This window comes from Pseudomonas reidholzensis, assembly GCF_900536025.1.
Taxonomy (GTDB): domain Bacteria; phylum Pseudomonadota; class Gammaproteobacteria; order Pseudomonadales; family Pseudomonadaceae; genus Aquipseudomonas; species Aquipseudomonas reidholzensis.
The window spans coordinates 236,483-262,254 of sequence record NZ_UNOZ01000017.1 but is presented as its reverse complement, the minus strand read 5'-3'; the positions used below and the strand labels follow the sequence as shown (position 1 = coordinate 262,254).

Sequence of the window (25,772 nt, the reverse complement as noted above, 5' to 3'; positions counted from 1 at the left end):
GCCCCGGCCTCATCGCGGGCAAGGCCGTGTAGGAGCGGCGGTGCGGCGATCCGACTTGCCCGCGATGAGGCCGGTCTATTCGACGCGGGTCTCGCCGCTGTACACGAGGATCTGCCGACACCGCCGACACAGGTACCGCCGCCCCTGGCGCACCAGCTTGTGCCGCTGTGCACTGAACGGGAAGTCACTCTGCGGGCACGGGCACTGATAGATGTAGCGGGTCGCCGTGCGCCGCTGCACTTCGTAGTTGTGGCAGCGATTGGGCGGCAGCTCATACACCCCGCGCATGATCAGCTGCCACTCCTCGCCATGCGGCTGGATGCTCCCGCCAAACAACTGATGGGCCACCAGGTGGGCGACTTCGTGGGCCACGGTCTGGCGCAGGAAGTCCTCCTGGTTGTCGCGGTACAGCTGCAGGTTGAAGCGCAGCAGGTTCTCGTCCAGGTGCGCGACGCCGGCCTTCTGGCCGCGCAGCTTGAAGCTCACCTGCGGGCGGGCGAAAGGGCGTTTGAAGAAGGCTTCGGCTTGCTGGTAACAGGTTTCGACGCGGGTTTCGAGCAACTCGGGCATGGCGGTCAACACTCTCCAGAGCCGGGCATTATGCCGCAACCGCCGCGGGCCTGCCGAGCCACCGGTCAGCAGGCAGCCAAAGGCCGCCTTGCGGCGGCCCGTGACCTGATGCCCCAGTGTTGGTTGGATCTAGTTGGTATACACAGGCCCCACGCCCAGGCCCCAGATGATGACCGTGGCGGCCATGATCGCCACCAGCACCACCAGGCCCACCGCCAGAACGGAGCTGGAGAACAGGAACCCTTCATCCGACGGGATGTTCATGAACGTCGGCAAGCCCACATACAGCAGGTAAACCGTGTAGCAGATCGCCGCCGTACCGATCAGCATGCCCAGCCACAGGTGTGGGTAGAGCGCAGCCAGGCCGCCAATGAACAGCGGGGTAGCGGTGTAGGTGGCAAACGCGATGCATTGCGCCATCGACGGCGTGGCATCGTAGGTGCGGGCCATCCAGTGGATGAACGCGCCCATCACCGCCACCCCGGCGAGCATCGCCAGGTAGGACATGACGCTCATCCAGATGGCGCTTTCCATGGTCAGCATCACTGCCGGTCGATTGCCGATCACCCAGCCCACCTGGGTGGTACCGATAAATGCCGAGACCGCCGGGATGGCCGCCAGGATCAGCGTGTGGGTCAGGTACATGTGGCTGATGGTCTCGTCCTCGCCACGAATCTCCTTCCACTCCTGATCGGGATGGGTGAACAGCCCGAGAACGTGATGGATCATGCGGGTCACTCCTATCGTCGTTGCCAAACGCCCCCCAAGTGGAGCGCTTGCGGCCCGAGGCCAGGCACCGATGCAAGCGGTTGAGGCCTTATGTCGCAGTATAGGAAGCAGATCCCCGCTTAAAACCGGGTTTTTAGAGCAAATCGCGCTGTCAGCGCGGCTGTTGATTCCCTTGCAGTCTTTGATCGGAATGCCAGCCTTTATTCCGGTCAGGCCCTACGCCCGCGCCCGCTTTGTGGGTAAAATAGTCGGCTTTTGTCACACCTCGCGGATTCAAGCGCTATGGGCACCCTCTCGGTCAACCAGAACAAACTGCAAAAACGCCTGCGTCGTCTCGCTGGCGAAGCCATCACCGACTACAACATGATCGAAGATGGCGACAAGGTCATGGTCTGCCTGTCCGGCGGCAAGGACAGCTACACCATGCTCGATGTTCTGCTGCACCTGCAGAAGGTGGCGCCGATCCAGTTCGAGATCGTCGCGGTGAACATGGACCAGAAGCAGCCAGGCTTCCCTGAGCACGTGCTGCCGGCCTACCTGAAGGCACTCGGTGTCGACTACCACATCGTCGAGAAGGACACCTACTCGGTGGTCAAGGAGCTGGTGCCCGAGGGCAAGACCACCTGCTCGCTGTGCTCGCGCCTGCGCCGTGGCACCCTGTACACCTTCGCCGACGAGATCGGCGCGACCAAGATGGCCCTGGGGCACCACCGCGACGACATCGTCGAGACCTTCTTCCTCAACATGTTCTTCAACGGCGCACTCAAGGGCATGCCGCCCAAGCTGCGTGCCGATGACGGCCGCAACGTGGTGATCCGCCCGCTGGCCTACTGCCACGAGAAGGACATCCAGGCCTACTCGGACATGAAGGAGTTCCCGATCATCCCGTGCAACCTCTGCGGCTCGCAGGAAAACCTGCAACGCCAGGTGGTCAAGGAGATGCTGGTGGAGTGGGAGCGCAAGCACCCGGGCCGCACCGAGAGCATCTTCCGCGCCATGCAGAACGTCGCGCCGTCGCAGTTGGCCGACCGCAACCTGTTCGACTTCAACAGCCTGAAGATCGACGAGAACGCCGCCTCGCGGTTCCTCGACGTGGTGAACCTCTGAGCCCATGCGCGATTATCAGTGGCTGCATGCGTTCTGCCTGAATCGCTTCGGCTCGGCCCAGGCCCTCGAGGCCTTTCTGCCGCAGCCGCGGACCGCGGCGCAATTGCGCGACATCAGTGCCGACCGTTACCTGTCGACTCTGTCGCTGCGGGTGTTCCGTGCGGGCCTCAAGCACAGCCTGGTGGACGCCAAGTGGCCGGCCTTCGAGCAGGTGTTCTTCGGCTTCGACCCGGAAAAGGTGGTGCTCATGGGCGCCGAGCGCCTGGAGCGGCTGATGCAGGACGAGCGCATCATCCGCCACCTGGGCAAGCTCAAGAGCGTGCCGCGCAATGCCCAGATGATCCTCGACGTCGAGCAGGAGAAAGGCAGTTTCGGCGCGTTCATCGCCGACTGGCCGGTGACCGATATCGTCGGGCTTTGGAAGTACCTGGCCAAGCATGGCAACCAGCTTGGCGGGTTGTCGGCGCCGCGCTTCCTGCGCATGGTCGGCAAGGACACCTTTATCCCGACGGACGATATGTCGGCGGCGTTGATCGCCCAGGGCGTCATCGACAAGGCGCCGACCAGTCAGCGTGACCGGGCGTTGGTGCAGGAAGTGTTCAACCAGTGGCACGCCGAGAGCGGCCGGCCGCTGTGCCAGTTGTCGGTGATGCTGGCGCATACCGTCAATCACTGACTCCGCGGCGCCTCCATCGCGGGTAAACCCGCTCCTACAGGGCGTATGGTGCCTGTAGGAGCGGGCTTGCCTGCGATGCATTCAACCGGCTTCGCCCGCCATGCGCCGTTCATACTGAAACTTCCAGCGCACGAACAGCAGCCCGCTGACGAACAGCCCCAGGCTGACCAGCACCTCGACCCAGCCAAATACCGCCCGCGCCGGATCGAACGCCGCCAGCACGCCCTTGATGAAGTAGATATTGACCACGAAGCAGGTCCAGGCATGCGCCCGGGCGCTGCCCATCAGCATGCCCGGCAGCAGCAACAGCAGCGGGATCAGCTCGATCGCCAGGATCACCTCGACCCGCGCCCCATGCAGGTTGGCGAACCACAGGTTGTTGACCACCAGCAACGCGATCAGGCCAAAAAAGCACGCCAGGCTCAGCGCCCGGGTCAGGCGCACACGGGGCGCGAGCCATGCCAGCGGCGGCAATACCTTGGGCTGTCTAGCCACGCTCGCCACCCAGCGCCTTGGCCGTGTTCGCCACCCGCTGGCCCAGCGCCCGGCACAGGGTGATCTCGTGGCTGTCCAGTTCGCGTTTGCCATCGGCCCCGGCATGGTGGCTGGCGCCATAAGGCGTACCGCCACCGCGGGTTTCGAGCAGCGCCGACTCACTGTAGGGCAGGCCCATGATCAGCATGCCGTGGTGCATCAGCGGCAGCATCATCGACTGCAGGGTAGTCTCCTGGCCGCCGTGCAGGCTGGCGGTGGAGGTGAACACCGCCGCCGGCTTGCCGACCAGTTCGCCGCCCAGCCACAGGCTGCTGGTGCCGTCGAGGAAGTACTTCATCGGCGCCGCCATGTTGCCGAAGCGGGTCGGGCTGCCCAGCACCAGGCCGGCGCAGTGGCGCAGGTCGTCGAGTGTGGCGTACAGCGCGCCGCTGGCGGGGATGTCCGGCGCCACCGCCTCACATTCTGTAGAGATCGCCGGCACCGTGCGCAGGCGCGCTTCCAGGCCGCTCATCTCGATGCCGCGGGCGATGTGCCGGGCCATCTCGCTGGTCGAGCCATGGCGGCTGTAATACAGCACCAGGATGTACGGGTCGCTCACGGCAGGATCTCCAGCACCTTCTCCGGCGGACGGCCGATCACCGCCTTGTCACCGGCGACCAGGATCGGCCGCTCGATCAGCTTCGGGTGCTCGGCCATGGCCGCGATCAACTGCGCGTCGGTCAGCGCCGGGTTGCCCAGGTCGAGCGCCTTGTAGTCGTCTTCGCCGCTGCGCAGCAGTTGCCGCGGGGCGATCCCCAGTTTGCCGAGCAAGGCCGCGAGGGTCGCCGCGTCGGGCGGGGTCTCGAGGTAGCGGACGATGGTCGGGGTCAGGCCGCGGGCTTCCAGCAGTTCGAGGGCGCCGCGGGATTTCGAGCAGCGCGGGTTATGATAGAGAGTCAGATCAGTCATGACGGGTCGCATCCAGCTGGGTGTGGCGGCTATTCTAACCGCAGCGACTGAATTACAGGTTTGAAAAACTTCCAGAAGGATTGACCCATGGCAAAGCGTTTGGCAGCTGCACTGGCCATCACTGCGAGCCTGTTGCTCGGCGGTTGCGGTGCGGACTACGGCGTGGACCAGCACGGCAACACGGTAAAGGCTGAACAGATCGAAGGGCACTGGCTGGTGCTCAACTACTGGGCCGAATGGTGCGGCCCGTGCCGCACCGAGATCCCCGAACTGAACGCCGCGGCCAAGCAGTGGCAGGCCGATGGCATCCAGGTGGTCGGGGTCAACTTCGACGGCTTGCAGGGGCAGGACCTCAAGCAAGCGTCCGAGACCCTGGGCATCGGTTTTACCGTGCTCGCCCAGGACCCGGCCGAGCGCTATCAGCTGCCGCGCAGCGAGGCGCTGCCGGTGACCTACATCATCGACGACAAGGGCAAGGTGCGTGAACAACTGATGGGCGAGCAGACCCTGGAAGGGCTGCAAGCGAAGATCAAGGCGCTCAAGGGCGGCGCCTGATCACGGCGTGGGGCTGCGACGCAGCCCCACTGGCGATCAGCCTTCTTCAGGCCAGAAGCGCAACGGCTTACCCTCGGCCGGCCAGAAGCGAATCTGCTCGATCGCCGACACATCCCAGCGCTGCACCGTTTCCAACGCCTGCAGGAAGCGTTTTTCCTGCTCCATCAGCGCTGGCGCGCACAGCTTGCGGGTCTTGCCGACCTTGCCGAAGCTGATCTGCTCACCCGCAAGCGTGTACGGCGCAAACCAGTGGTTGCAGCCGGCGTTGCCGTAGGCGCGGCCATCTTCGGCGAGGGTCAGGGTCAGGTGGCTGTAGTCGATCAGCGGGCGTTCGCCAATCCACTCCAGCACATAGCTCTGCTCCTGTTGCAGCTTCGACGGTTCGGAGGCGCAGCCCAGCAGGCCGGTGGCAATCAGCACGCCGGTCAGCATGTTTTTCACTGGGCGCTCTCCTGGCAACGCGGGCACAGGTGCTTGTCGGCCTTGCTGGCCCAGCCCAGTGCGGCAACCCGCTCGCTGGCGGCGGGCTTGTGGCCCTTGGTGCCGAGCTTGGCGTCGACCGCGAACTCGAAGTCGAGCACGGCGGCGCAGCTGTCGCACTTGACCTGCCAGTTGAGGATCTCCAGCGCCTTGAAGGCCGGCCCGCTGGCCACGGCGACCCACTGGCCGCGCGGGTTGATCAGGTGGCGCACGCTCTCGACGGTAAGGCGCATGGACAAGTCCTTGCTGCCCTTGAGGGTCACCAGCAGGACATCGTCCTTGTGGATCGAACCGCCGTTGCCGGTCACCTGGTAGCGACCCGGGACCAGCGCGCGGCATTCGATCAGGGTGTGTTGCGGGTTGAATAGGGTGTAGCGGAAATCGTGCTCGACCATGGGTCCTCCAGAAATGCCGCGTATCCTAGCATCAACTCATGACCAGGTTGTGCGGCGTGCCTGCCGCCCAGCGGATGATGTTGTCCAGGGTGGTGTCGGCAATCGCGTCGAGCGCCTCGCGGGTGAGGAACGCCTGGTGGGCGGTGACGATGACGTTGGGGAAGGTCAGCAGCCGCGCCAGCACATCGTCCTGCAGCGGCAGGTCGGAGCGGTCCTGGAAAAACAGCTCGGCTTCTTCTTCATAGACGTCCAGGCCCAGGTAGCCGAGCTGGCCGCTTTTCAGCGCGTCGATCAGCGCCGGGGTGTCGACCAGCGCGCCGCGGCCGGTATTGATCAGCATCGCGCCGGGCTGCAGCGAGGCCAGGCTCTGCGGGTTGATCAGGTGGCGGGTGTGCTCGGTCAGCGGGCAGTGCAGGCTGACGATGCGCGACTGGCGCAGCAGCTCGGGCAGTTCCAGGTAGCGGGCGCCGAGGGCCAGCAGCTCGGGGTTGGGGTAGGGGTCGTAGGCCAGCAGCTGGCAGCCGAAACCGGCCATGATACGGGCGAAGGCGGCGCCGATCTGGCCGGTGCCGACCACCCCGACGGTCTTGCCGTGGAGGTCGAAACCGGTCAGCCCATGCAGGGTGAAGTCGCCCTCGCGGGTGCGGTTGTAGGCGCGGTGCAGGCGCCGGTTGAGGGCCATGATCAGCGCCACGGCGTGCTCGGCCACCGCGTGCGGCGAGTAGGCCGGTACGCGCACCACGGCCAGGCCCAGGCGCTCGGCGGCGGCCAGGTCGACATGGTTGTAGCCGGCCGAGCGCAGGGCGATCAGGCGCGTGCCACCGGCGGCCAGGCGGGTCAACGTGGCGCTGTCGAGCTGGTCGTTGATGAACGCGCAGACCACCTCGAAGCCGTCGGCCAGGGCGGCGGTGTCCTGGGTCAGGCGGGCGGGCTGGAAGTGCAGCTCCAGCCCGCGGTCGGTGCAGGCCCGGGTGAAGCTTTCCTGGTCATAGTGCTGGCTGCTGAACAACAGGACGCGCATGGCGGGGCTCCTTGGCGGGTGACGGCTTCAGGCGCTCATCTGCGCCTGCTCGGCCAGCCGGTTGATGGCATGGTCCAACTCGTCCAGTGCCTGCAAGGCCTGGGGATTGTCCTGCTTGAGCAAGGTCTCGCTGCGCTGGCAGGCGGCGCGCAACTGCGGTACGCCGCAGTAGCGCGAGGCGCCATTGAGCCGGTGCACCCGTTCGATCATCGCCTCGCGGTCACCCGCTTCGCGCGCCACGCGGATCGCCTCGCGGTCCGCCTCCAGCGACTCCAGCAGCATGCTCAGCATGTCGGCGGCGAGGTCGGCCTTGCCCGCGGCCAGGCGCAACCCCTCTTCAGGGTCGAGCACTTTCAGCTCGTGGCTCTCGGCCAGGCGCTCGACGGGGCGCTCCTGGCGTGGCGCGCCGAGGTTCAGGCCGGTCCACTTCATCACCACCTGGGCCAACTGGCGTTCACTGATCGGCTTGGTCAGGTAATCGTCCATGCCACTGTGCAGCAGGGCGCGCTTTTCATTGGCCATGGCATGCGCGGTAAGGGCGACGATCGGCAGCGGGTTGCCGCTCTGGCTGCTTTCCCACTGGCGGATCTGCTCGGTGCAGGCGCGCCCGTCCATGCCAGGCATCTGCACGTCCATCAGCACCAGGTCGAACGGCTCGTCCTGCACGGCTTCGACCGCCGAGTAGCCGTTGTCGACCGCCAGCACCTCGGCACCCAGCCCTTCGAGCAGGGTCTGCACCAGCAGCAGGTTGGCCGGGTTGTCGTCGACACAGAGGATCTTCGGCATCCGCTGGTTGCCGGGGATGCGCACTTCGCTGACCTGGCGGCGCGGCTGGATCAGCTCCAGCAGCAGCCGGCGCAGCTTGCGCGTGCAGGTCGGTTTGGACAGCAACTGGCCGTGCGGGTTGGGCAGGTAGGGGTGGTACAGCGCCTGCTCGGTGGTCGGGCAGAGCACCACGCACAGGCATTGCAGGCGCTCCAGCTGCAGGTTGTAGTGCGCCAGTTGCTCGGGTGACAGGCTGTTCATGGTCGCCCCCAGCACCGCGAACTCGAACGCGTGCCCCGCCAGGTGCGCCGCCTGCACGCCATGCAGCAACTGGTCGAAGGAGGCGAACAGGCTGACGCTCAGGCCGCAGTCTTGCAACTGATGCTCGAGCGCCTGGCGCGCCAGCTCGTGGCCGTCGACGATCGCCGCGCGGCGGCCGAGCAAGGGCTGCAGGGGCAGGTCCTGGGCATCGTCGTGGGCCTTGGGCAGGCTCAGGCTGATCCAGAACTGCGAGCCCTCGCCGGGGGTGCTGTCGACGCCGATCTCGCCCCCCATCTGCTCGATCAGGCGCTTGGAGATCACCAGCCCAAGCCCGGTACCGCCGGGCTGGCGCGAGAGCGAATTGTCAGCCTGGCTGAACGCCTGGAACAACGTCCGCACGTCTTGCGGCGACAGGCCGATACCGGTGTCCTGCACGCTGATGCGCAGTTGCACGCTGTCTTCCTGGTCGTCTTCGAGCATGGCCCGCACGACGATGGTGCCTTCGCGGGTGAACTTGATCGCGTTGCTCACCAGGTTGGTCAGGATCTGCTTCAGCCGCAGCGGGTCGCCGACCAGCGACAGCGGGGTGTCGCGGTAGACCAGGCAGAGCAGCTCGAGCTGCTTGGCATGGGCGGCCGGGGCGAGAATGGTCAGGGTGTCCTGGATCAGGTCGCGCAGGTTGAACGGGATGCTGTCGAGCACCAGCTTGCCGGCTTCGATCTTGGAGAAGTCGAGGATCTCGTTGATGATCCCGAGCAAATTGTCGGCGGACTTCTCGATGGTGCCGAGGTAGTCGAGCTGGCGCGGCGCGAGTTCGCTTTTCTGCAGCAGGTGGGTAAAGCCGAGGATGCCATTGAGCGGGGTGCGGATCTCGTGGCTCATATTGGCGAGGAACTCGGACTTGATCCGGCTGGCCTCCAGGGCCTCTTTGCGCGCCATGTCCAGCTCGATGTTCTGGATCTCGATGGTCTCCAGGTTCTGGCGCACGTCTTCGGTGGCCTGGTCGATGCTGTGCTGCAGTTCTTCGTGGGCGTTGTGCAGGGTTTCGGCCATGCGGTTGATGCCGCCGGCCAGTTCGTCCAGCTCATGGCTGCCCATCGCCGGTAGGCGCGCTTCGAGGTTGCCGTCCTTGAGCTGGTTGACCGCGTGCTTGATGCGGCTGATCGGGTCGTTGATGGTGCGGCTCATGCGCAGCGCCAGCAGGGCGGTGAGGATCAGGCAGCCGAGAATCAGCAACAGGCTGGTGAACAGGTTGCGGTAACCGCGCAGCAGGGTGCCGTCATGCGACAGTTCGATCTCGACCCAGCCAAGCAGGCGCTCGGCCTCGGCCGGCACGGCGTCGGTGGCCAGGTCGCGGTGGTGGCCGAACACCGGCATCAGGTAGCGCGTGGCGTCGTTGCCGGTGCGTTGCAGCAACTGCGTGCCGCTGCCGCCGCTGGGCGGCTGGTTGAGCATGCTCGGGCCGGCGTGGGCCAGGCGCGAGCGGTCCGGGGCGAGAAACGCCACCGCGCGCACGTCGGTCTGCTCCAGGGCCTGCGCGGCGATCCGCTCGAGCTGCGCGGCGGTGTGCTGGGCCAGTGCCGGGGCGGCCAGGGGTGCCAGCTGTTCGGCGATCATCTTGCCGCGCTGGAGCAACTGGGTACGCAGTTCATTCTGTTGCAGCCAGGTGAAATAGCTGCCCAGCACCAGTGCCATCAGGCTGGCCGGCAACAACGCCAGCAACAGCACCCGGCTTCTGATTCCCAAACGATCGAGCACACTCGCCTCCTGTGATGTGCCTGGCGGCCGTCGCCGAGCGGGACGGAATTATTTCGGAACGTTACTCCGGGTCTGGGGCTAATGCACTCATTGCTGAGGATTTGTTGTCGTCAGGGCATGACAGTGCGCCTACGCATTGGTCGTAAGACGGTTGCCTCACCGCAAGCCATGGCCAATAATCGCGCAATTGAGAATAAATGTCAGAAGCCAATGAATCCCGTAGCTATTCACAACCCGCACATTCTCGCCATCGAGGACGACCCGGTGCTCGGTGCCTATCTGCACGAAGAGCTGCAGCGTGGCGGGTTCCAGGTCACCTGGTGCCGTAACGGCCAGGAAGGCCTGGACACGGCCGGCCGGCAGGTGTTCGACGTGGTCCTGATGGACATCCTGCTGCCTGGCCTGAACGGCCTGGATGCCTTGGCCCAGCTGCGTCGACGCAGCGCCACGCCGGTGATCCTGATGTCCGCACTGGGCGCCGAGGCCGACCGCATCACCGGCTTCCAGCGTGGCGCCGACGACTACCTGCCCAAGCCGTTCAGCATGGCCGAGCTGCAGGTGCGCATCGAAGCGATCCTCCGTCGGGTCGACCTCGAGAGCCGGCGCAAGGCCCCGCAAGCGGTCGAAGCCGGCGAGCTGCGCTTCGACGAAGGGGTCTGCGACGTCAATCTGGACGGCCACTGGGCCGGGCTGACGCCGAGCGAATTCCGCCTGCTGGATACCCTCAGCCGCAGCCAGGACGAAGTGCTCAGCAAGCCCTTCCTTTATCAGCAGGTCCTGCAGCGCGGCTACTCGCGCCACGACCGCAGCCTGGACATGCACGTCAGCCAGATCCGCCGCAAGCTGAAGGCCGTCGGCTACCACGAGCGGCAGATCCGCACGGTGTGGGGCAAGGGCTACGTGCTCAGCGCCGGTGAGGTCGACTGATCATGCTCGATCGGCATTCGCTGTTCTGGAGGCTGGCCGTCCTGCTGGTGGGCTTCTGTCTGTTGATGATCGGCCTCAGCTACACCTGGGGTCGCCACGTCGAGACGCAAAACGCCTTTCTCTCCGAGCCCGCCCGGCAGGTACTGCGAGGGTACGCCGGCGAGGCCGAACAGGCCTGGCGAGAGGGCGGCCATGCCGGTGTCGAGCGCTGGCTGGGCGAGATGCGCCAGCGCGAGTCAGGCTGGGTGGACGTGCTCGATGCCAGGTTGCGGCCACTCGATGGCGCCGAGCTGAGCACCGCAGAAGTCCAGCGCCTGACCCGCTTGCGCGGGGTCGACTGGCCGATGAGCCGGCGCAGTGTCGATCAGCCGTGGGTGCGGGTGCCGTTTCCGACTTCGCCCGAGCAGGGCATGCTGGTGATCGAGTTGCCCGAGCGCCTCAACCCCGGTCAGTACCGCCTGCTCTGGCGGGTGCTGACCAACGGCGTCATCCCTGGCCTGTTCACCCTGCTGCTGTGTGTCGGCCTGTACCGCATGCTGATCGTGCCACTTAATCAGCTGCGCGAGCAGGCCAAGGCCTGGCGCGCGGATCAGCTGTCGGCACGGCTCGACTCACGGACCATTGGCCGGCACGACGAGCTCGGCGAGCTGGCGCGCGCGTTCGACCAGATGGCCGAGCGCCTGCAAGGCACGGTCGCCCTGCAGCAGCAACTGTTGCGCGACCTGTCGCACGAGATGCGTACACCGCTCAGCCGCCTGCGCGTGGCCTGCGACGGGGAAAATGACCTGGAGCGCCTGCGCGACCGGTTGACCCGTGAGGTCGACTGCATGCAGCAGCTGGTCGAAGACACCCTGCAACTGGCCTGGCAGGACGCCGAGCGGGCGCCGATGAACCTCGAACCGATCCAGCTGCAGGCGCTGTGGGACATGCTCGCCGAAGATGCCTGCTACGAAAGCGGCTGGTCAGTGGCCCGGCTGCGCTGCGAGGTGCCGGCCAACTGCTGGGTCGAGGGCAACCTCAATCACCTGGCCCAGGCCCTGGAAAACCTGCTGCGCAATGCCATCCGTCATTCTCCGGCAGACGGGGTGATCAGCCTGAGCGCCAAGCGTGAAGGCGGTTACTGGCGGATCTGCCTGGAGGACCAGGGCGGCGGGGTGGCCGAAGAGGACCTGGAGCGGATCTTCGCGCCGTTCTCCCGGCTCGACGGTTCGCGGCCGGGCGATGGCGGCTTTGGCCTGGGCTTGAGCATTGCGCGCGGGGCGATCCAGCGCCAGGGCGGGACCTTGTGGGCCGCCAACGGCAAGCGCGGCCTGTGCCTGTGCATGCGCCTGGCGGTGCACCACAAGGTCGAGGACAGCGCATTGCTCAGTCGCTGAACGCACCCAGCCGAGAGCCCTTATAGCGTGTAGCTATATAGACTACAGATTGCGTGATATGGCCAACAAAGGTTTGCCGGTATGATAGGCGCCCCTGCCGCCCGGATTGCGAAATACGCCATGACCCTGCAGTACCCAACCATCGCCGATTGCGTCGGCAATACGCCTCTGGTTCGCCTGCAGCGCCTCGCAGGGGAAACCAGCAATACCCTGTTGCTCAAGCTCGAAGGCAACAACCCCGCCGGCTCGGTCAAGGACCGCCCGGCGCTGTCGATGATCACCCGCGCCGAACTGCGCAACCAGATCAAGCCCGGCGACACGTTGATCGAAGCGACCTCCGGCAACACCGGTATCGCCCTGGCCATGGCGGCCGCGATCAAGGGTTACAAGATGATCCTGATCATGCCCGACAACTCCACCGCCGAACGCAAGGCGGCGATGACCGCGTACGGCGCCGAGCTGATCCTGGTCAGCAAGGAAGAGGGCATGGAAGGCGCCCGAGACCTGGCCGAGAAGCTCCAGGCCGAAGGCCGCGGGCTGGTCCTCGATCAGTTCGCCAACGGCGACAACCCGATCGCCCACTACACCAGCACCGGCCCGGAAATCTGGCAGCAGACCGGCGGCAGCATCACCCATTTCGTCAGCTCGATGGGCACCACCGGCACCATCATGGGCTGCTCGCAGTACCTCAAGGAGCAGAACCCGGCGGTGCAGATCGTCGGCCTGCAACCGATGGACGGCTCGTCGATCCCAGGCATCCGCCGCTGGCCCGAGGAGTATCTGCCAAAGATCTTCGACGCCACCCGCGTTGACCGCGTGATGGACATGTCCCAGGCCGAAGCCGAAGACATCACCCGCCGCCTTGCCCGTGAAGAGGGCATTTTCTGCGGTGTGTCCTCTGGTGGTGCAGTGGCCGGCATGTTGCGCCTGTCCCAGGAAGTGGAAAACGCCGTGATGGTTGCGATCATCTGTGATCGCGGTGATCGTTATCTTTCCACTGGCCTGTTTGACCCGACCTGATGACCAGCAAGAAAAGCAAAGGCGGCTTGCGCTTCCAACCGGCCGGCGGTAACCGTGCACCCCAGGTCCCCGTTGGCAAGAAGCAACGGCTGGACATCGAACGGCTGTCCGGTGACGGCCGCGGCATCGCCTTCCATGAAGGCCGCACCTGGTTCGTCAGCGGTGCGCTGGCCGGCGAGGCGGTCGAGGCGCGGGTGCTTGGCGCCCGTGGCAAGATCGTCGACGCGCGCCTCGAGCGGGTGCTGCAGGCCAGCCCCGAACGGCGCCAGGCGCCGTGCCGGCACTTCGACCGCTGTGGCGGTTGCAACCTGCAGCACCTGCCGCACGCGGACCAGCTCGCGCTCAAGCAGCGTCTGCTCGCCGAACAGTTGCAGCGGGTTGCCGGCATCCAGCCGGAAAGCTGGGCGCCGCCGCTGTTCGGCCCCGAATTCGGCTACCGCCGGCGCGCGCGCATCGCCGTGCGCTGGGACCCCAAGGCGCGCCAGCTGGACGTCGGTTTCCGTGCCGAAGCCAGCCAGGAGATCATTGCCATCGACGACTGCCCGGTGCTGGTACAGCCCTTGCAGACGATCATGCGGCATCTGCCGACGGTGCTCCGCAGCCTGAGCAAACCGCAGGCGCTGGGCCATGTCGAACTCTTCAGCGGTACTGCCGAAGCCGTGCTGGTGCGCCACGTCGCGCCCCTGCCGGAGGACGACCTGGCGCGCCTGCAGGCCTTCTGCAAGGAGGCCGGTGCCCAGCTATGGTTGCAAGGGGAGGGTGAACCGGCGCCGGTCGAGGCCGGGCAGACCCTGGGCTTCACCCTGGAGCCATGGGCCATGCAACTGGCCTGGCGGCCGGGCGACTTCGTGCAGGTCAATGCCCAGGTCAACACGGCCATGATCGAGCAGGCCCTGGCCTGGCTCGCACCGCAAGCCGACGAGCGTGTGCTGGACCTGTTCTGCGGCCTGGGCAACTTTGCCCTGCCGCTGGCCAGGCAGGCCCGCGAAGTGGTCGCGGTGGAAGGTGTGCAGGCCATGGTCGATCGGGCCGCGGCCAATGCCCGAGACAACAATGTGCATAACGCAGGGTTTTTTCAGGCCGATTTATCCCAGCCTTTGGCAGGCGCCGCATGGGCCGCCGAGGGCTTTTCTGCGGTACTCTTGGATCCACCGCGCGACGGTGCTTTCGAGGTCGTGCAAGGCATCGCACGCCTCAAGGCCAAGCGGTTGGTCTATGTGTCATGCAACCCGGCCACACTGGCGCGAGACGCTCAGGTGCTGGTGGGGCAAGGGTACCGGTTAACAAGGGCCGGGATTCTCGACATGTTTCCTCAGACGGCGCATGTCGAAGCCATGGCGTTATTCGAAGCGGACTAGCCACGCTAGCCGCTTGGTGCGGCTTCCAGGGACTGGAGGCCACACGGTGATTCTCAGTGCGCCCGCGGGTGCACTGTATGGAAAGGTAAAGCAAAGATGGTACAGGTGAGAGTGCACCAGCCGGTCAACACCGACGGCAGTATCAATCTCGAGGCATGGCTGGATCATGTGGTCAAGGTCGATTCGGCGCTGGACCGGGTGGGCTTGAAAGAAGCCTGCGAGTTCGCCCAGGAAGTCGAGAAAAAGGGCAACCCGGCCAAGCATTCGTGGGCGGACGGCACGTCCAGCTTCCAGGCCGGGATGGAGATCGCCGAGATCCTCGCCGACCTCAAGCTCGATCAGGATTCGCTGGTGGCGGCCGTGATCTATCGCTCGGTCCGCGAAGGCAAGGTGACCCTGGCCGAAGTCGGCCAGCGCTTTGGCCCGGTGGTGTCGAAGCTGATCGACGGCGTGCTGCGCATGGCCGCCATCAGCGCCAGCCTGAGCCCACGCCAGTCGTTGGTGCTCGGCTCGCAGGCGCAGGTCGAGAACCTGCGCAAGATGCTCGTGGCCATGGTCGACGACGTCCGTGTGGCGTTGATCAAGCTGGCCGAGCGGACCTGCGCGATCCGCGCGGTAAAGGCCGCCGACGACGAAAAACGCCTGCGCGTCGCGCGCGAGGTGTTCGACATCTATGCGCCGCTGGCGCACCGCCTGGGTATCGGTCACATCAAGTGGGAGCTGGAAGACCTGTCGTTCCGCTACCTCGAGCCTGACCAGTACAAGCAGATCGCCAAGCTCCTGCACGAGCGCCGGCTGGACCGCGAGCGGTTCATCGGCGAGGTGATGAACCAGTTGCAGAACGAGCTGCTGGCCACCGGCGTCAAGGCCGACATCAGTGGCCGGGCGAAACACATCTATTCGATCTGGCGCAAGATGCAGCGCAAGGGCCTGGAGTTCAGCCAGATCTACGACGTGCGCGCCGTGCGCGTGCTGGTGCCGGAGATCCGCGACTGCTACACCGCGCTGGGCATCGTCCATACCCTCTGGCGGCATATCCCCAAGGAGTTCGACGACTACATCGCCAACCCCAAGGAGAACGGCTACCGCTCCCTGCACACCGCAGTGATCGGCCCGGAGGGCAAGGTCCTCGAAGTGCAGATCCGCTCCCACGGCATGCACGAAGAGGCCGAGCTGGGCGTGTGCGCCCACTGGCGCTACAAGGGCACCGACGTCAAGGCCAGCTCCAACCACTACGAAGAGAAGATCTCCTGGTTGCGCCAGGTGCTGGAGTGGCACGAAGAGCTCGGTGACATCGGCGGCCTGGCCGAACAGCTGCGGGTCGATATCGAACCGGACCGGGTGTACATCTTCACCCCCGACGGCCACGCCATCGACCTGCCCAAGGGCGCCACGCCGCTGGACTTCGCCTACCGCGTGCACACCGAGATCGGCCACAACTGCCGTGGCGCCAAGATCAACGGGCGCATCGTGCCGCTCAACTACAGCCTGCAGACCGGCGAGCAGGTCGAGATCATCACCAGCAAGCACGGCAGCCCGAGCCGCGACTGGCTGAACTCCAACCTCGGCTACGTGACCACCTCGCGGGCGCGGGCGAAGATCGTTCACTGGTTCAAGCTGCAGGCCCGCGACCAGAACGTCGCTGCTGGCAAGACCCTGCTCGAGCGCGAACTGAGCCGCCTCGGCCTGCCGCAGGTGGACTTCGAGCGCCTGGCCGAAAAGGCCAACGTGAAGACCGCCGAAGACCTGTTTGCCGCACTCGGTGCCGGCGACCTGCGCCTGGCGCACCTGGTCAACGCCGCCCAGCAGTTGCTCGAGCCGGAGCGCATCGAGCAGATCGAGCTGACCCCGCGCAAGCCGTCCGGTGCACGCACCGGCAAGCGTGCCGACATCCAGATCCAGGGCGTCGGCAACCTGCTGACGCAGATGGCCGGCTGCTGCCAGCCGCTGCCGGGCGATGCCATCGTTGGCTATATCACCCAGGGCCGCGGCGTGACCATCCACCGCCAGGACTGCGCGTCGGTGCTGCAACTGAGCGGGCGCGAGCCTGAGCGGATCATCCAGGTCAGTTGGGGCCCGGTGCCGGTGCAGACCTACCCGGTCGACATCATCATCCGTGCCTACGACCGCCCGGGGCTGCTGCGCGACGTGTCGCAGGTGCTGCTCAACGAGAAGATCAACGTGCTGGCGGTCAATACCCGCTCGAACAAGGAAGACAACACCGCCTTGATGTCGCTGACCATCGAGATCCCAGGCCTGGACGCCCTCGGGCGTTTACTGGGGCGGATTTCGCAGTTGCCGAACATCATCGAAACGCGGCGTAATCGCACCCCTTGAAACGGCGGCGCGCCCTTTACGGGTAAGCCGCTCCCACAGCCTGTTGTGGGAGCGGGTTTACCCGCGAAAAGGGCGCAACCGAAGGACCTGCCCATGCTCTACACCCTTGAAGACTTGCTGCACCTCATGGCCCGCCTGCGCGACCCGCACCATGGCTGCCCCTGGGACCTCAAGCAGGACTACGCCAGCATCGTCCCGCACACGATCGAGGAGGCCTATGAAGTCGCCGATACCATCGAGCGCGGTGACTTCGCGCACCTGCAGGGCGAGCTCGGCGACCTGTTGTTCCAGGTGGTCTACTACAGCCAGCTGGCCCGCGAAGAAGGCCGCTTCGAATTTGCCGGCGTGGTCGACGGTATCACCCGCAAGCTGATCCGCCGCCACCCGCACGTATTCCCCACCGGCGAGCTCTACGCGCCGCTCGACACCCCTAGCCTGAGCGAGGCCCAGGTAAAGACGCGCTGGGAGCAGATCAAGGCTGAAGAGCGCGCCGAGAACAGCGAACCCGAGCAGCTGTCGTTGCTCGACGACGTGCCGGCGGCCTTGCCTGCCCTGTCGCGCGCGGCCAAGCTGCAGAAGCGCACCGCCACGGTCGGTTTCGACTGGCCGGATGCGTTGCCGGTGCTGGACAAGGTCCGCGAGGAGCTGGACGAAGTCCTCCAGGCCATGGCTGACGGCGACAGCGACGCGCTGGAAGACGAAATCGGTGACCTGCTGTTCGCCACCGTCAACCTGGCACGCCACCTCAAGCAAGACCCGGAAAACGCCCTGCGTCGCGCAAACCGCAAGTTCGAGCGACGTTTCCGCTTCATCGAACAGGCCTTGCGCGACAGCGGCAAGCCCATCGAAACCTGTAACCTTGACGAACTGGATGCCCTTTGGGGGGAAGCCAAACGTCAGGAAAAGAACCTGCCCAGCTGCGGCTGAGCTGTTGCATAAGTGAGTGAACATCCATGAGCCTTTCCCTTCGCGACCAATTGCTCAAGGCCGGTCTGGTTAACCAGAAGCAGGTCCAGCAGACCAACAAAGCAGAAAAGAAACAGAAGCGCCTGGAGCAAAAAGGCCAGGTCGAGGTAGACGACAGCCAGCAGCGTCTGGCCAAGGAAGCCATGGCCGACAAGGCCAAGCGTGACCAGGAGCTCAACCGTCAGCAGCAGGAGAAGGCCGAGCAGAAGGCCCGTGCCGCGCAGATCAAGCAATTGATCGAAGCGACCCGCCTGCCCAAGCTGACCAGCGAGGACTACTACAACTTCGTCGACGACAAGAAGGTCAAGCGCATCGCCGTCAACGCGCTGATGCGCACCAAGCTGAGCAATGGCTCGCTGGCGGTGGTGGCCTTGGGTGGCGGCTACGAGGTGATCCCGCGTGAGGCGGCGGTGAAGATCCAGGAGCGCGACCCCAATCGCATCCTGCTGCTCAACACGCATGTCGAGGAGGCGGACGAGGACGATCCGTACGCGGCCTACAAGATCCCTGACGATCTCATGTGGTAAGCGCGAAAAACCCCGCCTAGGCGGGGTTTTTTATTGAAGACTGATTATTGCGTGGTGCGTTGGCTCTCGAGCTGCTCGAGTTCGTGGCGGTATTCCTGGGCTTCGTGCTCCTGGTGGAACATACCGACCAGTTGGCCCTGCTGGTGCACATCCCAGATCCGTACACCGGCGGCTACGCCTTCGTGGGACATTTTCGATTCGTCGCGCTCGCTTACTTGGACTGTCATCGTTAAAACTCCACTGCTGAGTTGGCTGCGGCACTGTGTCGCAGGACTTAGTTATAGGGTTTGATAGCAGCCTAAGTAAATAAACTGACGATGAAACATGTTTCATCGACGTGGGATACGCGGTGTTTGCGGGCGCCAACACCCTGTGTTGCCGGTGGTGGCGGGTTTCGATTAGCGAGCTTATCCGGTGGGTGTGGTGCGGCTACTGGCCCCTTCCGCCCTTACGGCGGGTCACTTTTGGCAAACGCCCCAAAAGTAACCAAAAGGTCTTGGCTCCTGCATCCGGCCCTTCGCTGCGCTACGGGTTCCCTCACTCCGGCCTTGCTCCCGTGAGGACCGCGCCGGACGGGCCTTCCTGGCCCGCGGCGCTTGCCGGCCATCCATGGCCGTCACCTCACTCCGCAAGACCTCCGTTCGGCCTCCTGAAGTCGCGGTAGATCAAGATCACAAGCCAGATCAAGATCAGCCAGATCAAGGGCCAGGGCAACGGCTGGCGAATCGCTGCGCTCTCGCTTGTTTATAAGGGCGGTACAGCGCGTCAGCGCCAGAATTTGCATTGGCAGTCCCGGCCTCTTCGCGGGTAAACCCGCTCCCACAGGTTCTCTGCTGACCGTAAGGCCACTGCGGTCCCTGTGGGAGCGGGTTTACCCGCGAAGAGGCCCGAATATCCACCACTCATGCCACTGTCGAAGATAACGCCAGCCCAGGCGCCACCCCTAACTTGGCGACCTCAGGAGGCCGGAGTGAGGGAACCCGCAGCGCAGCGGAGGGCCGTATGTGGGAGCCGGCGGTTTTTGGTTACTTTTTTCCAAGAAAAAAAGTGACCCGCCGTAAGGGCGGAAGGGGCCATCAGCGCCACCCCATCGAACGGATAAGACCACAATCCCCACTCCGCCCCCAAACCTCAGAAGCGCAAATCGACCGCGACGTCGAACGTCCGTGGCGCTCCCATGTAGTACTGCACGCCATACGCCTGCTTGGCATACACCTCATCGGTCAGGTTGCGCACCCGCGCCGTGACCGCCGTGTGCTCATCGACCCGGTACCGCACGAACGCCCCGAACAACGTATAGGCCGGCGCCTTCAACGTATTGGCATTGTCCGCATACACCGACCCCACATAGCGCCCATCCACCCCCGCGGCCCAGGCCGAGTCGAAGCTGTAGGTCAACCACAGGTTACCGACACTGGCCGGCACATTGACCGGTGCATTGCCCTTGCGCGACACCGACACCCCATTGACCGCTTCATTGAAGACATCGTACTGCGCATCGACATAGGCATAGTTGGCCTCCGCCAACAGCTTCGAGGTGACCTGCAAGCGCCCAGACAACTCGACCCCCCGCGACGTCTGCTGCCCCGCCTGGACCGTCAGGTTGGGGTCGTTCGAGTCGCGCACGGCAAAGTCCTTGCGCACGATCTGGTACACCGCCACGGTCGCCGCGCCACGCCCCTCGAGGAAGTCGAACTTGCTCCCGGCCTCCCACTGCTCGCCCTTGGACAAGTCGAACAGCCCGACATTGGAGTAGGTCGCACCCGCCAATGAGCCGGCGGGCAAATCCGCGGCCGTGCTGTACTGCAGATACAGGCTGGCACTCGGCGTCAGCTCGTAGGTCAGCCCGAGCCGGCCACTCAGCGGCTCCCAGCGCCGCTCGAAGTAGGCCGGGCTGGTCGGCGATACCGCGCCGTAGTTGGTCACCTGCATCTCCAGGTAGTCGTAGCGCAGGCCACTGAGCAGGGCCAGGCGCTCAGTCAGTTGCAGACGATTTTCGACAAACACCGCACGGTTGCTCAACTCGTGATGACGCTGCTTGGTAAGGCCGGCATTCACCCCGGAAATCGCGTCGAAGCTGCCAGGGTCGAAATGCTCTGGGTCGACCTGGTCACTCCAGTTGCCAGAGGTGGGGTAGACGTTCTGGCGCATGCGCGAGTAATCCAGGCCCAGCGCCCATTGGCTGGCCAGGTCGAACAGACGGTTATCGTGACGCAGCTCGACGCGGTCGCCGAGTACCTGCTGCTCGTGGCGTTGCAGGTAAGGGCTGGCGCGCTGGACGTTGCCGGCACTGTTGTAGGTGTAGCGCTCGACGTTGCGGTAATCACGCTCGGCGTCGTAGTGGTAGAGGGTGTTCTGCACGCTGGTGCTGTCGCTGATCTGGTAGTCGAGTATCGAGCGCAGCCAGCGCACGCGCTGTTCATAGCGCCCGTCTGCGACGTTGTAGTTCTCGAAGCGGCGACTGTTGTCGATCTTCATCGTGCGGCGCCCCGGCAGGATCGGCGAGCCCCAGTACGGGCTGATTTCCTTGTCTTCCTGATACTCCACGGCAAAGGTATGGGTGAGGTTGTCGCTCAGGTCGCTGAGCAGCGAAAACGCCAGGCTGCTGGTGTCACGCTGGTTGCGGTCGATGTAGCCATTGCTGTGGCCGCGGCTGAAATCCAGACGCGCGAAGTGGCGTGCGTCGGCCGGGTTGCTGGCCAGCGCCTGGTTGATCCCGAACGCCACTTCCGAGTCATCGTAGCTGCCATAGCGCAGGCGCCCGTCGAGCAGTTGCGGGTCGCGGCTGGCCAGCTTGCTGATGGTGTTGATCGAGCCGCCCACGGCGCCAGCACCGTGCAGCAACGAGGAGGGCCCACCGATCAGCTCGACCCGGTCGACGGTCCAGGCGTCCACTGGCCGGGTGGCGCTGCTGTAGCCCAGGTTGATGCCGTTGTAGAGCTGGGTGATCTGGTTCTGGGTAAAGCCGCGGTAGGCGACGAAACCGCCGTAGCCGGGGTTGGCCGAGGCGTTCACGCCGGTCATGGCGTTGATCACGTCCTGGGTGTCCTTGGCCCCGCGCTGCTCGATCACGCTGCGGTCCGAGACACTGACCGAGGCGGGCGTCTGCCGCGCGGTCAGGCCGAGCTTCGAGCCGGTGCGGATCGGCTCGTCGAGTTGCACGCCGGAGGGCACGGCGCGTTCTGCATCGATGGCGGTGGCGTTGAGTTCAACGGGCGCGGCGTGCGCCCAGGCGAAAGTGCAGGTGCTTGCCAGCAGCACCAGGGAGGTGTGGCGGATCATGGTGTCGTAACTTCCACGCAAAGGTCATGGCTGACCCCGCGCGCACGGGCAAACGTAGCCGTACAGGGGTCAGGCGAAAGCGGTAGCTGCGGGAAGTGGGGCGGGGGAGGCGCGGGGATTGATGGCGGGGCGCAGGTAGCGCGGCGGCGGTTGTGCCCAGCTGCGCACGACGATCGGCGAGGGCGCGTTGCCCTGCATCAGGCTGAACGACCAGGCGGCGCTGGTCAGCGGTACGGCCAGGCCGAAGGAGGAGCACACCGGGCAGTCGAGCTGGGCCATGTGTTGGTCGCCGCCCGCATCATCGAGGTTGATGGCCGGGCCATGCTCGCTGCTGATCGAACAGAAACCCGCGTCCAGCCCGGCCAGCCGCAGGCCGCTCATCTGGCCATGGTGCAGGCCGCAGAGCATAAGGCTGAAGAGGACGCTGGCGTAGAGCATCCAGGCAGTCAGCGCGCGCGTCTGGCGGGTGGTTTTCATGCCGGGGAATCTATCATCTGGATAGCGGCGCCGGGTGCCCCGCAGGGTGTGGTGGATTGTCGCAGCGTTCGCGCTGCGGGCGGCGACTCAGGCGGCCCGCTCCAGCACATCCAGCAGGTCGACGAACTCGCGCGAGAGCTTGTGCCCCGGCGCCATGTGCACCAGCGGCACCGACACCTGATGCGACTCGCGCATCTTGATCGAGTTGCTCAGGTACACCGGCAGCACCGGCAGCCCTTCGGCGCGCAACTGATCGACCAGGGTCTGGTGCAACGCGGTGCGCCCGGCGAACTGGTTGACCACCACACCTTCGACTTGCAGCGCGGCGTTGTGATCCAGGCGCAGCTCCTCCACTTCGGCCATGACGCTGAGCAGCGCCTGGCGCGAGAAGCTGTCGCAGTCGAACGGGATCAGCAGACGTTCGGCGGCGAGCAGTGCGCTGAAGGTGTAGAAGTTCAAGGCGGGCGGCGTGTCGATGTAGATCCGCTCGTAATCCTCGGACAACGCCACCAGCAGCTTGCGCAGCTTGTTGATCTTGAATTTGCTTTCCAGCTTGGTCTGCAGGTCGGCGAGGTCCGGGCTGGCGGTGACCAGGTGCAGGTTGGCGTAGCGGGTCTCGGTGATCGCCACGCGGTTCTTGCGCCCTTCGGGCGTAGCCGACAGGGTCTGACGGAAGAAGTCGGCGATGCCGGGCGGAATGTCGTCGTGGGTCAGGCCCGTGAGGTAGTAGGTGGCATTGGCCTGCGGGTCGAGGTCGACCAGCAAGGTCCGGTAGCCTTCGGCGGCGCTGGCGGCGGCCAGATTACAGGCGATGCTCGACTTGCCGACGCCACCTTTCTGATTGAATACGACACGACGCATGGTGCGGTTCATCCCTGAAGTGGGCCCTGTGGGGGCGCTCGATGAAAATGGCAGAACAGGGACAATCCTATGAAGAAAACATGACAGTATTAAGACAAGACTTGTTACATCTCCCGCGCTAGAGCGTTTTGGGTGGGCACAGGGGTCAGGCTACGTAACGCTGATAGAACGCCTGCGTCGCCAGGTTCTTGTCCTTGGCCTCGAACATGATGTCGAAGCGGTCCATGAACCCCAGCGCATAGCGGTTGGTCCAGTCGTTCCACATGCAGCCGCTGTGCAGGTACAGATCGCGCTTGTTGACCTGCTCCAGCAGCGCCGGAATCTCCAGCTTGTTTTCAGCCTTGAAGCCCAGCTCCTGCAGCCGTTCGGGCGGCTGCGAGTAGTGCATCACCGGCCGCACCCCGCGCCAGCTGTCGATGATCCTCGCCAGGCGCGGATCGTCATGGGCGATGTAGTCGTTCTCGTGGATCCAGCAGTGGTGGATGTCCAGCACCACCGGCGCCAGGTCCGCCAATGACAGGCAGTCATCGACGCCGTAGGTCTTCTCGTCGTTTTCCAGGGTGATGACATTGCGCGCCACCTCCGACAACCGTGGCCACACCGCGCGCATGCCTTCGGCGCCCAGGCGCCCGGCGATGTGCACGTTGCACTTGAAGTCCTGGAAGCGCTGGCCGTAGCCCATCATGCGGATCATGTCGGCGTGGTACTCGAACTCCGCCAGGCTGTTCTCCACCACCTCGGGCCGGTCCGAGCCGAGCACGCAGTACTGGCCGGGGTGGAACGACAGGCGGATGTCGGCAGCCCGCGCATACTCGCCAATCGCGGCGAAGCGCTGCTGCAGGTGCGCCTGGATCGCCGGGTCGTGATAGAACGGGGCGATTTCGACGTGGCTGTACAGCGGCAGCAGGTCGCTGCTCAGGCGCAGCATGCGCAAGGCCGGTGGCAATTGGGCGACGTAGGCGAGCAGGCGCAGTTGCGCGTCGAGGTTGTGCTCCACCAGCTCCAGCAGCTTGGCCCGCGCCGCTTCGGGGCTGGCCGTAGACAGCCAGCGCAACGTCGTGGTGCGCGGGTTGAAAGGCCGCTCGATGGCTTCGAGGGCCTTGCTCGAGAGGCTGCGGTCGGGGTGGCGGTACATGCAGGCAAAGCCCAGGCGGGGCATGGAAATCTCCGGTGGCGACAGGCTGATGGTTGGACAACGGCGAGCGCATATCGCTCAGTGGGTGTGCAGGGCAGGCGCGATGATCGGCCCGCTGACCTGTACTTGATTGCGCCCCCCGCGCTTGGCTGCGTACATCGCCTGGTCGGCCTCGGCGAGCGTGTCCGCCGGCGGCGCATGGCCTTGGGCCGGCCAACGGGCTACCCCCAGCGACAGGGTCACCGCGCCGACGGGCGGTATCGCGGTGTCTTGCACGGCCAGGCGCAGGCGCTGGGCCACCGCCGTGGCGACTTCCAGCGGCGCGCCCGGCAGCAGCATGACGAACTCCTCACCGCCCGTGCGGCACAGCACATCGCCTTCCCGGCAGCAGCGGCGCATCAGCTCGGCGAGCTGGCGCAGGACCTGGTCACCGACATCATGGCCGTGGCTGTCGTTGATCCGCTTGAAGTGATCGATGTCCAGTGCGATGGCCGAGAAATCCCGCCCCTCGGCCTCCAGCAGCGCCAGGCTGAATTCCAGGCGACGGCGGTTGCCCAGGCCGGTCAGCGGGTCGGTCTGGGCGTCGCGGTTGAGCCGGCCGATACGCTCTTGCAGCAGGTTCAGGCCGAACAGCAAGGCACGCTTGAGCTCGGCCGCTTCGAAGTACCAGGCGCGCACGCCATGCAGGTGCTCGGCGGTGCCGGGGCGGTCAAGTGCCCGCGCGCCGGCCGCCAGTTGCCACAAGGGGCGGGCGATGATCAGCGCCAGCCACCACAGCAGCAGGCTGCCCAGCAGCACCAGCGGCGCCGAGATGGCGATCACGTTGAGGATCAGCTGGCGCAGCGGCGCCACGGTTTGCGCCAACGGCTGCTGCGCGACCACGCCCCAGCCGGTAGTGGGCACCGTGGCGAAGCCGGCGAGCATCTCCACGCCAACACTGTTGGTCAACTGCCGGGTGCCACTGCCCAGGCCCGCCAGCTGGTCGATCAGGGCATTGCCACTGACCTGCGTGCCGACCCGCTGCCCATCGGGGTGATAGAGCAGGCGCCGATTGCGATCGACCACGTACAGGTAGGAGCCGTCCTTGTAATAGTGCTCACCGAGCAGGCTGTTGAGGACGTTGTCTTCACGCAGGTACAGGCTGCCGCCGGCAAAGCCCAGGTAGCTGCCGTCACTGGCGAAGATTGGCTGCGACAGCATCACCACCAGGTTGTTGGCCGAAGACAGGTAGGGTGTCGACACCAGCGCCCGGCGCTCGCGCAGGGCTTCCTGGACGCCTGGGGTGTCCACCTGGCTGCCCAGCAGATGGCGCAACGGTGCCGGTGATACGGCCTGCAGGATGCCCCGGGCGTCGACCACGAAGGTCGAGTTGAAGGCATTGCTCTGATGCAGCACGCGCTCGCTCTCCGCCAGCAGCGCGTCACTGTCGGCCAACTGCCGGGCTTGCACCTGAGCGCTGAAGCTCAGTTGCTTGAGGGCGTTGCCGATGAACAGGTCGGTGATCGACGCCAGTTTGGCGGCGTATACCCGGTTGGCTTCCAGCGAGTGGTCGATCAGCAGCTGACGCTGCACCCGGTAGCTGGCGAAGTAGCTGGTCAATAGCATGAGCACGGCGGTAAATGCCGAGAGCACGAGGATCAGCGTGCGCAGATCCAGGCGAAGTCCTTTCTTGGCGTGTGGCAATCCTGACCTCACTGGCCTGTAGCGCGGAGTAATAACCTTACGCGTTATACGAGATCACAGCTA

At 65.2% G+C, this 25,772-nt stretch carries 25 protein-coding genes; 10 read left to right on the top strand and 15 right to left on the bottom strand.

Annotated elements, in window-relative coordinates; genetic code table 11:
* Positions 1 to 75 precede the first annotated feature (75 nt).
* Positions 76 to 579, bottom strand: a complete 504-nt coding sequence (locus tag CCOS865_RS13525; RefSeq protein ID WP_279630125.1) for a SprT family zinc-dependent metalloprotease — start codon at positions 577 to 579, stop codon at positions 76 to 78.
* Positions 580 to 699: 120 nt separating this feature from the next.
* Positions 700 to 1,299 (bottom strand): Yip1 family protein, encoded by a 600-nt coding sequence (locus CCOS865_RS13520; RefSeq protein WP_119141561.1) that lies wholly within the window; start codon positions 1,297 to 1,299, stop codon positions 700 to 702.
* A gap of 282 nt (positions 1,300 to 1,581) precedes the next feature.
* On the opposite strand from CCOS865_RS13520, the gene ttcA reads away from it, so the two are divergent.
* Positions 1,582 to 2,406, top strand: coding sequence for a tRNA 2-thiocytidine(32) synthetase TtcA (gene ttcA / locus CCOS865_RS13515; RefSeq protein ID WP_119141559.1), 825 nt, complete (start codon positions 1,582 to 1,584; stop codon positions 2,404 to 2,406).
* Positions 2,407 to 2,410: 4 nt separating this feature from the next.
* Positions 2,411 to 3,082, top strand: coding sequence for a DNA-3-methyladenine glycosylase I (locus CCOS865_RS13510; protein WP_119141557.1), 672 nt, complete (start codon positions 2,411 to 2,413; stop codon positions 3,080 to 3,082).
* Between the two features lie 81 nt (positions 3,083 to 3,163).
* Here CCOS865_RS13510 and CCOS865_RS13505 read toward each other — a convergent pair whose 3' ends face one another.
* The 3 genes from CCOS865_RS13505 to arsC are packed head-to-tail and all read right to left on the bottom strand — an operon-like array spanning position 3,164 to position 4,525.
* Positions 3,164 to 3,577, bottom strand: a complete 414-nt coding sequence (locus CCOS865_RS13505; RefSeq protein ID WP_119141648.1) for a DUF2069 domain-containing protein — start codon at positions 3,575 to 3,577, stop codon at positions 3,164 to 3,166.
* The gene (gene wrbA, locus CCOS865_RS13500; protein ID WP_119141555.1) at positions 3,570 to 4,175 is read right to left on the bottom strand and encodes an NAD(P)H:quinone oxidoreductase; all 606 of its coding nucleotides are present in this window, start codon (positions 4,173 to 4,175) and stop codon (positions 3,570 to 3,572) included. Before wrbA ends, CCOS865_RS13505 begins: the two co-directional genes overlap by 8 nt.
* The gene (arsC, locus tag CCOS865_RS13495; protein ID WP_119141553.1) at positions 4,172 to 4,525 is read right to left on the bottom strand and encodes an arsenate reductase (glutaredoxin); all 354 of its coding nucleotides are present in this window, start codon (positions 4,523 to 4,525) and stop codon (positions 4,172 to 4,174) included. The genes wrbA and arsC overlap by 4 nt, the downstream gene beginning before the upstream one ends.
* Before the next feature lie 87 nt (positions 4,526 to 4,612).
* Between arsC and CCOS865_RS13490 the strand changes: the two genes are divergently transcribed.
* On the top strand, positions 4,613 to 5,080 hold the full coding sequence (locus CCOS865_RS13490; RefSeq protein ID WP_119141552.1) for a TlpA disulfide reductase family protein: 468 nt from the start codon (positions 4,613 to 4,615) through the stop codon (positions 5,078 to 5,080).
* 36 nt (positions 5,081 to 5,116) lie between these two features.
* On the opposite strand, the gene CCOS865_RS13485 is transcribed toward CCOS865_RS13490, so the two are convergent.
* The 4 genes from CCOS865_RS13485 to CCOS865_RS13470 are packed head-to-tail and all read right to left on the bottom strand — an operon-like array spanning position 5,117 to position 9,760.
* Entirely contained in the window at positions 5,117 to 5,521 is a 405-nt protein-coding gene (locus CCOS865_RS13485; protein ID WP_119141549.1) for an META domain-containing protein, read from the bottom strand.
* Positions 5,518 to 5,955 (bottom strand): hypothetical protein, encoded by a 438-nt coding sequence (locus CCOS865_RS13480; RefSeq protein ID WP_119141547.1) that lies wholly within the window; start codon positions 5,953 to 5,955, stop codon positions 5,518 to 5,520. The genes CCOS865_RS13485 and CCOS865_RS13480 overlap by 4 nt, the downstream gene beginning before the upstream one ends.
* A gap of 31 nt (positions 5,956 to 5,986) precedes the next feature.
* Positions 5,987 to 6,976: a 2-hydroxyacid dehydrogenase gene (locus CCOS865_RS13475; RefSeq protein ID WP_119141545.1), complete on the bottom strand. Its 990-nt coding sequence runs from the start codon at positions 6,974 to 6,976 to the stop codon at positions 5,987 to 5,989.
* A gap of 27 nt (positions 6,977 to 7,003) precedes the next feature.
* Entirely contained in the window at positions 7,004 to 9,760 is a 2,757-nt protein-coding gene (locus CCOS865_RS13470; RefSeq protein ID WP_119141544.1) for a response regulator, read from the bottom strand.
* A 210-nt stretch (positions 9,761 to 9,970) separates the two neighbouring features.
* On the opposite strand from CCOS865_RS13470, the gene CCOS865_RS13465 reads away from it, so the two are divergent.
* The 7 genes from CCOS865_RS13465 to CCOS865_RS13435 all read left to right on the top strand — a co-directional run bounded on the left by CCOS865_RS13465 (position 9,971) and on the right by CCOS865_RS13435 (position 18,271).
* Positions 9,971 to 10,687 carry a response regulator transcription factor gene (locus CCOS865_RS13465; RefSeq protein WP_119141542.1) on the top strand — a complete coding sequence of 239 codons (717 nt, stop codon included), beginning with the start codon at positions 9,971 to 9,973 and terminating at the stop codon, positions 10,685 to 10,687.
* A 2-nt stretch (positions 10,688 to 10,689) separates the two neighbouring features.
* Positions 10,690 to 12,063 (top strand): sensor histidine kinase, encoded by a 1,374-nt coding sequence (locus CCOS865_RS13460; protein WP_119141541.1) that lies wholly within the window; start codon positions 10,690 to 10,692, stop codon positions 12,061 to 12,063.
* A 120-nt stretch (positions 12,064 to 12,183) separates the two neighbouring features.
* A complete protein-coding gene (gene cysM, locus CCOS865_RS13455; RefSeq protein ID WP_119141539.1) occupies positions 12,184 to 13,083 on the top strand; it encodes a cysteine synthase CysM in 900 nt (299 codons plus the stop codon).
* Positions 13,083 to 14,441, top strand: coding sequence for a 23S rRNA (uracil(1939)-C(5))-methyltransferase RlmD (gene rlmD / locus CCOS865_RS13450; RefSeq protein ID WP_119141537.1), 1,359 nt, complete (start codon positions 13,083 to 13,085; stop codon positions 14,439 to 14,441). Before cysM ends, rlmD begins: the two co-directional genes overlap by 1 nt.
* 96 nt (positions 14,442 to 14,537) lie before the next feature.
* Positions 14,538 to 16,778, top strand: a complete 2,241-nt coding sequence (relA, locus tag CCOS865_RS13445; RefSeq protein WP_119141535.1) for a GTP diphosphokinase — start codon at positions 14,538 to 14,540, stop codon at positions 16,776 to 16,778.
* 93 nt (positions 16,779 to 16,871) lie between these two features.
* Positions 16,872 to 17,705: a nucleoside triphosphate pyrophosphohydrolase gene (gene mazG, locus CCOS865_RS13440; RefSeq protein ID WP_119141533.1), complete on the top strand. Its 834-nt coding sequence runs from the start codon at positions 16,872 to 16,874 to the stop codon at positions 17,703 to 17,705.
* A 26-nt stretch (positions 17,706 to 17,731) separates the two neighbouring features.
* Positions 17,732 to 18,271, top strand: a complete 540-nt coding sequence (locus CCOS865_RS13435) for a DUF2058 domain-containing protein (RefSeq protein ID WP_119141531.1) — start codon at positions 17,732 to 17,734, stop codon at positions 18,269 to 18,271.
* A gap of 44 nt (positions 18,272 to 18,315) precedes the next feature.
* Here the strand turns inward: CCOS865_RS13435 and CCOS865_RS13430 are convergent, their stop codons facing one another.
* From CCOS865_RS13430 to CCOS865_RS13405, 6 genes are all read right to left on the bottom strand, one after another.
* The gene (locus CCOS865_RS13430) at positions 18,316 to 18,498 is read right to left on the bottom strand and encodes a hypothetical protein (RefSeq protein ID WP_119141529.1); all 183 of its coding nucleotides are present in this window, start codon (positions 18,496 to 18,498) and stop codon (positions 18,316 to 18,318) included.
* Between the two features lie 904 nt (positions 18,499 to 19,402).
* On the bottom strand, positions 19,403 to 21,553 hold the full coding sequence (locus tag CCOS865_RS13425) for a TonB-dependent receptor (RefSeq protein ID WP_119141527.1): 2,151 nt from the start codon (positions 21,551 to 21,553) through the stop codon (positions 19,403 to 19,405).
* 69 nt (positions 21,554 to 21,622) lie between these two features.
* Positions 21,623 to 22,030: a DUF2946 family protein gene (locus CCOS865_RS13420; RefSeq protein ID WP_119141525.1), complete on the bottom strand. Its 408-nt coding sequence runs from the start codon at positions 22,028 to 22,030 to the stop codon at positions 21,623 to 21,625.
* A gap of 87 nt (positions 22,031 to 22,117) precedes the next feature.
* Positions 22,118 to 22,891 carry a ParA family protein gene (locus tag CCOS865_RS13415; RefSeq protein ID WP_119141646.1) on the bottom strand — a complete coding sequence of 258 codons (774 nt, stop codon included), beginning with the start codon at positions 22,889 to 22,891 and terminating at the stop codon, positions 22,118 to 22,120.
* Between the two features lie 145 nt (positions 22,892 to 23,036).
* Entirely contained in the window at positions 23,037 to 24,050 is a 1,014-nt protein-coding gene (locus tag CCOS865_RS13410) for an apurinic/apyrimidinic endonuclease family protein (protein ID WP_119141523.1), read from the bottom strand.
* 54 nt (positions 24,051 to 24,104) lie between these two features.
* Positions 24,105 to 25,709, bottom strand: coding sequence for a sensor domain-containing diguanylate cyclase (locus tag CCOS865_RS13405; RefSeq protein WP_119141522.1), 1,605 nt, complete (start codon positions 25,707 to 25,709; stop codon positions 24,105 to 24,107).
* Between the last annotated feature and the right edge of the window lie 63 nt (positions 25,710 to 25,772).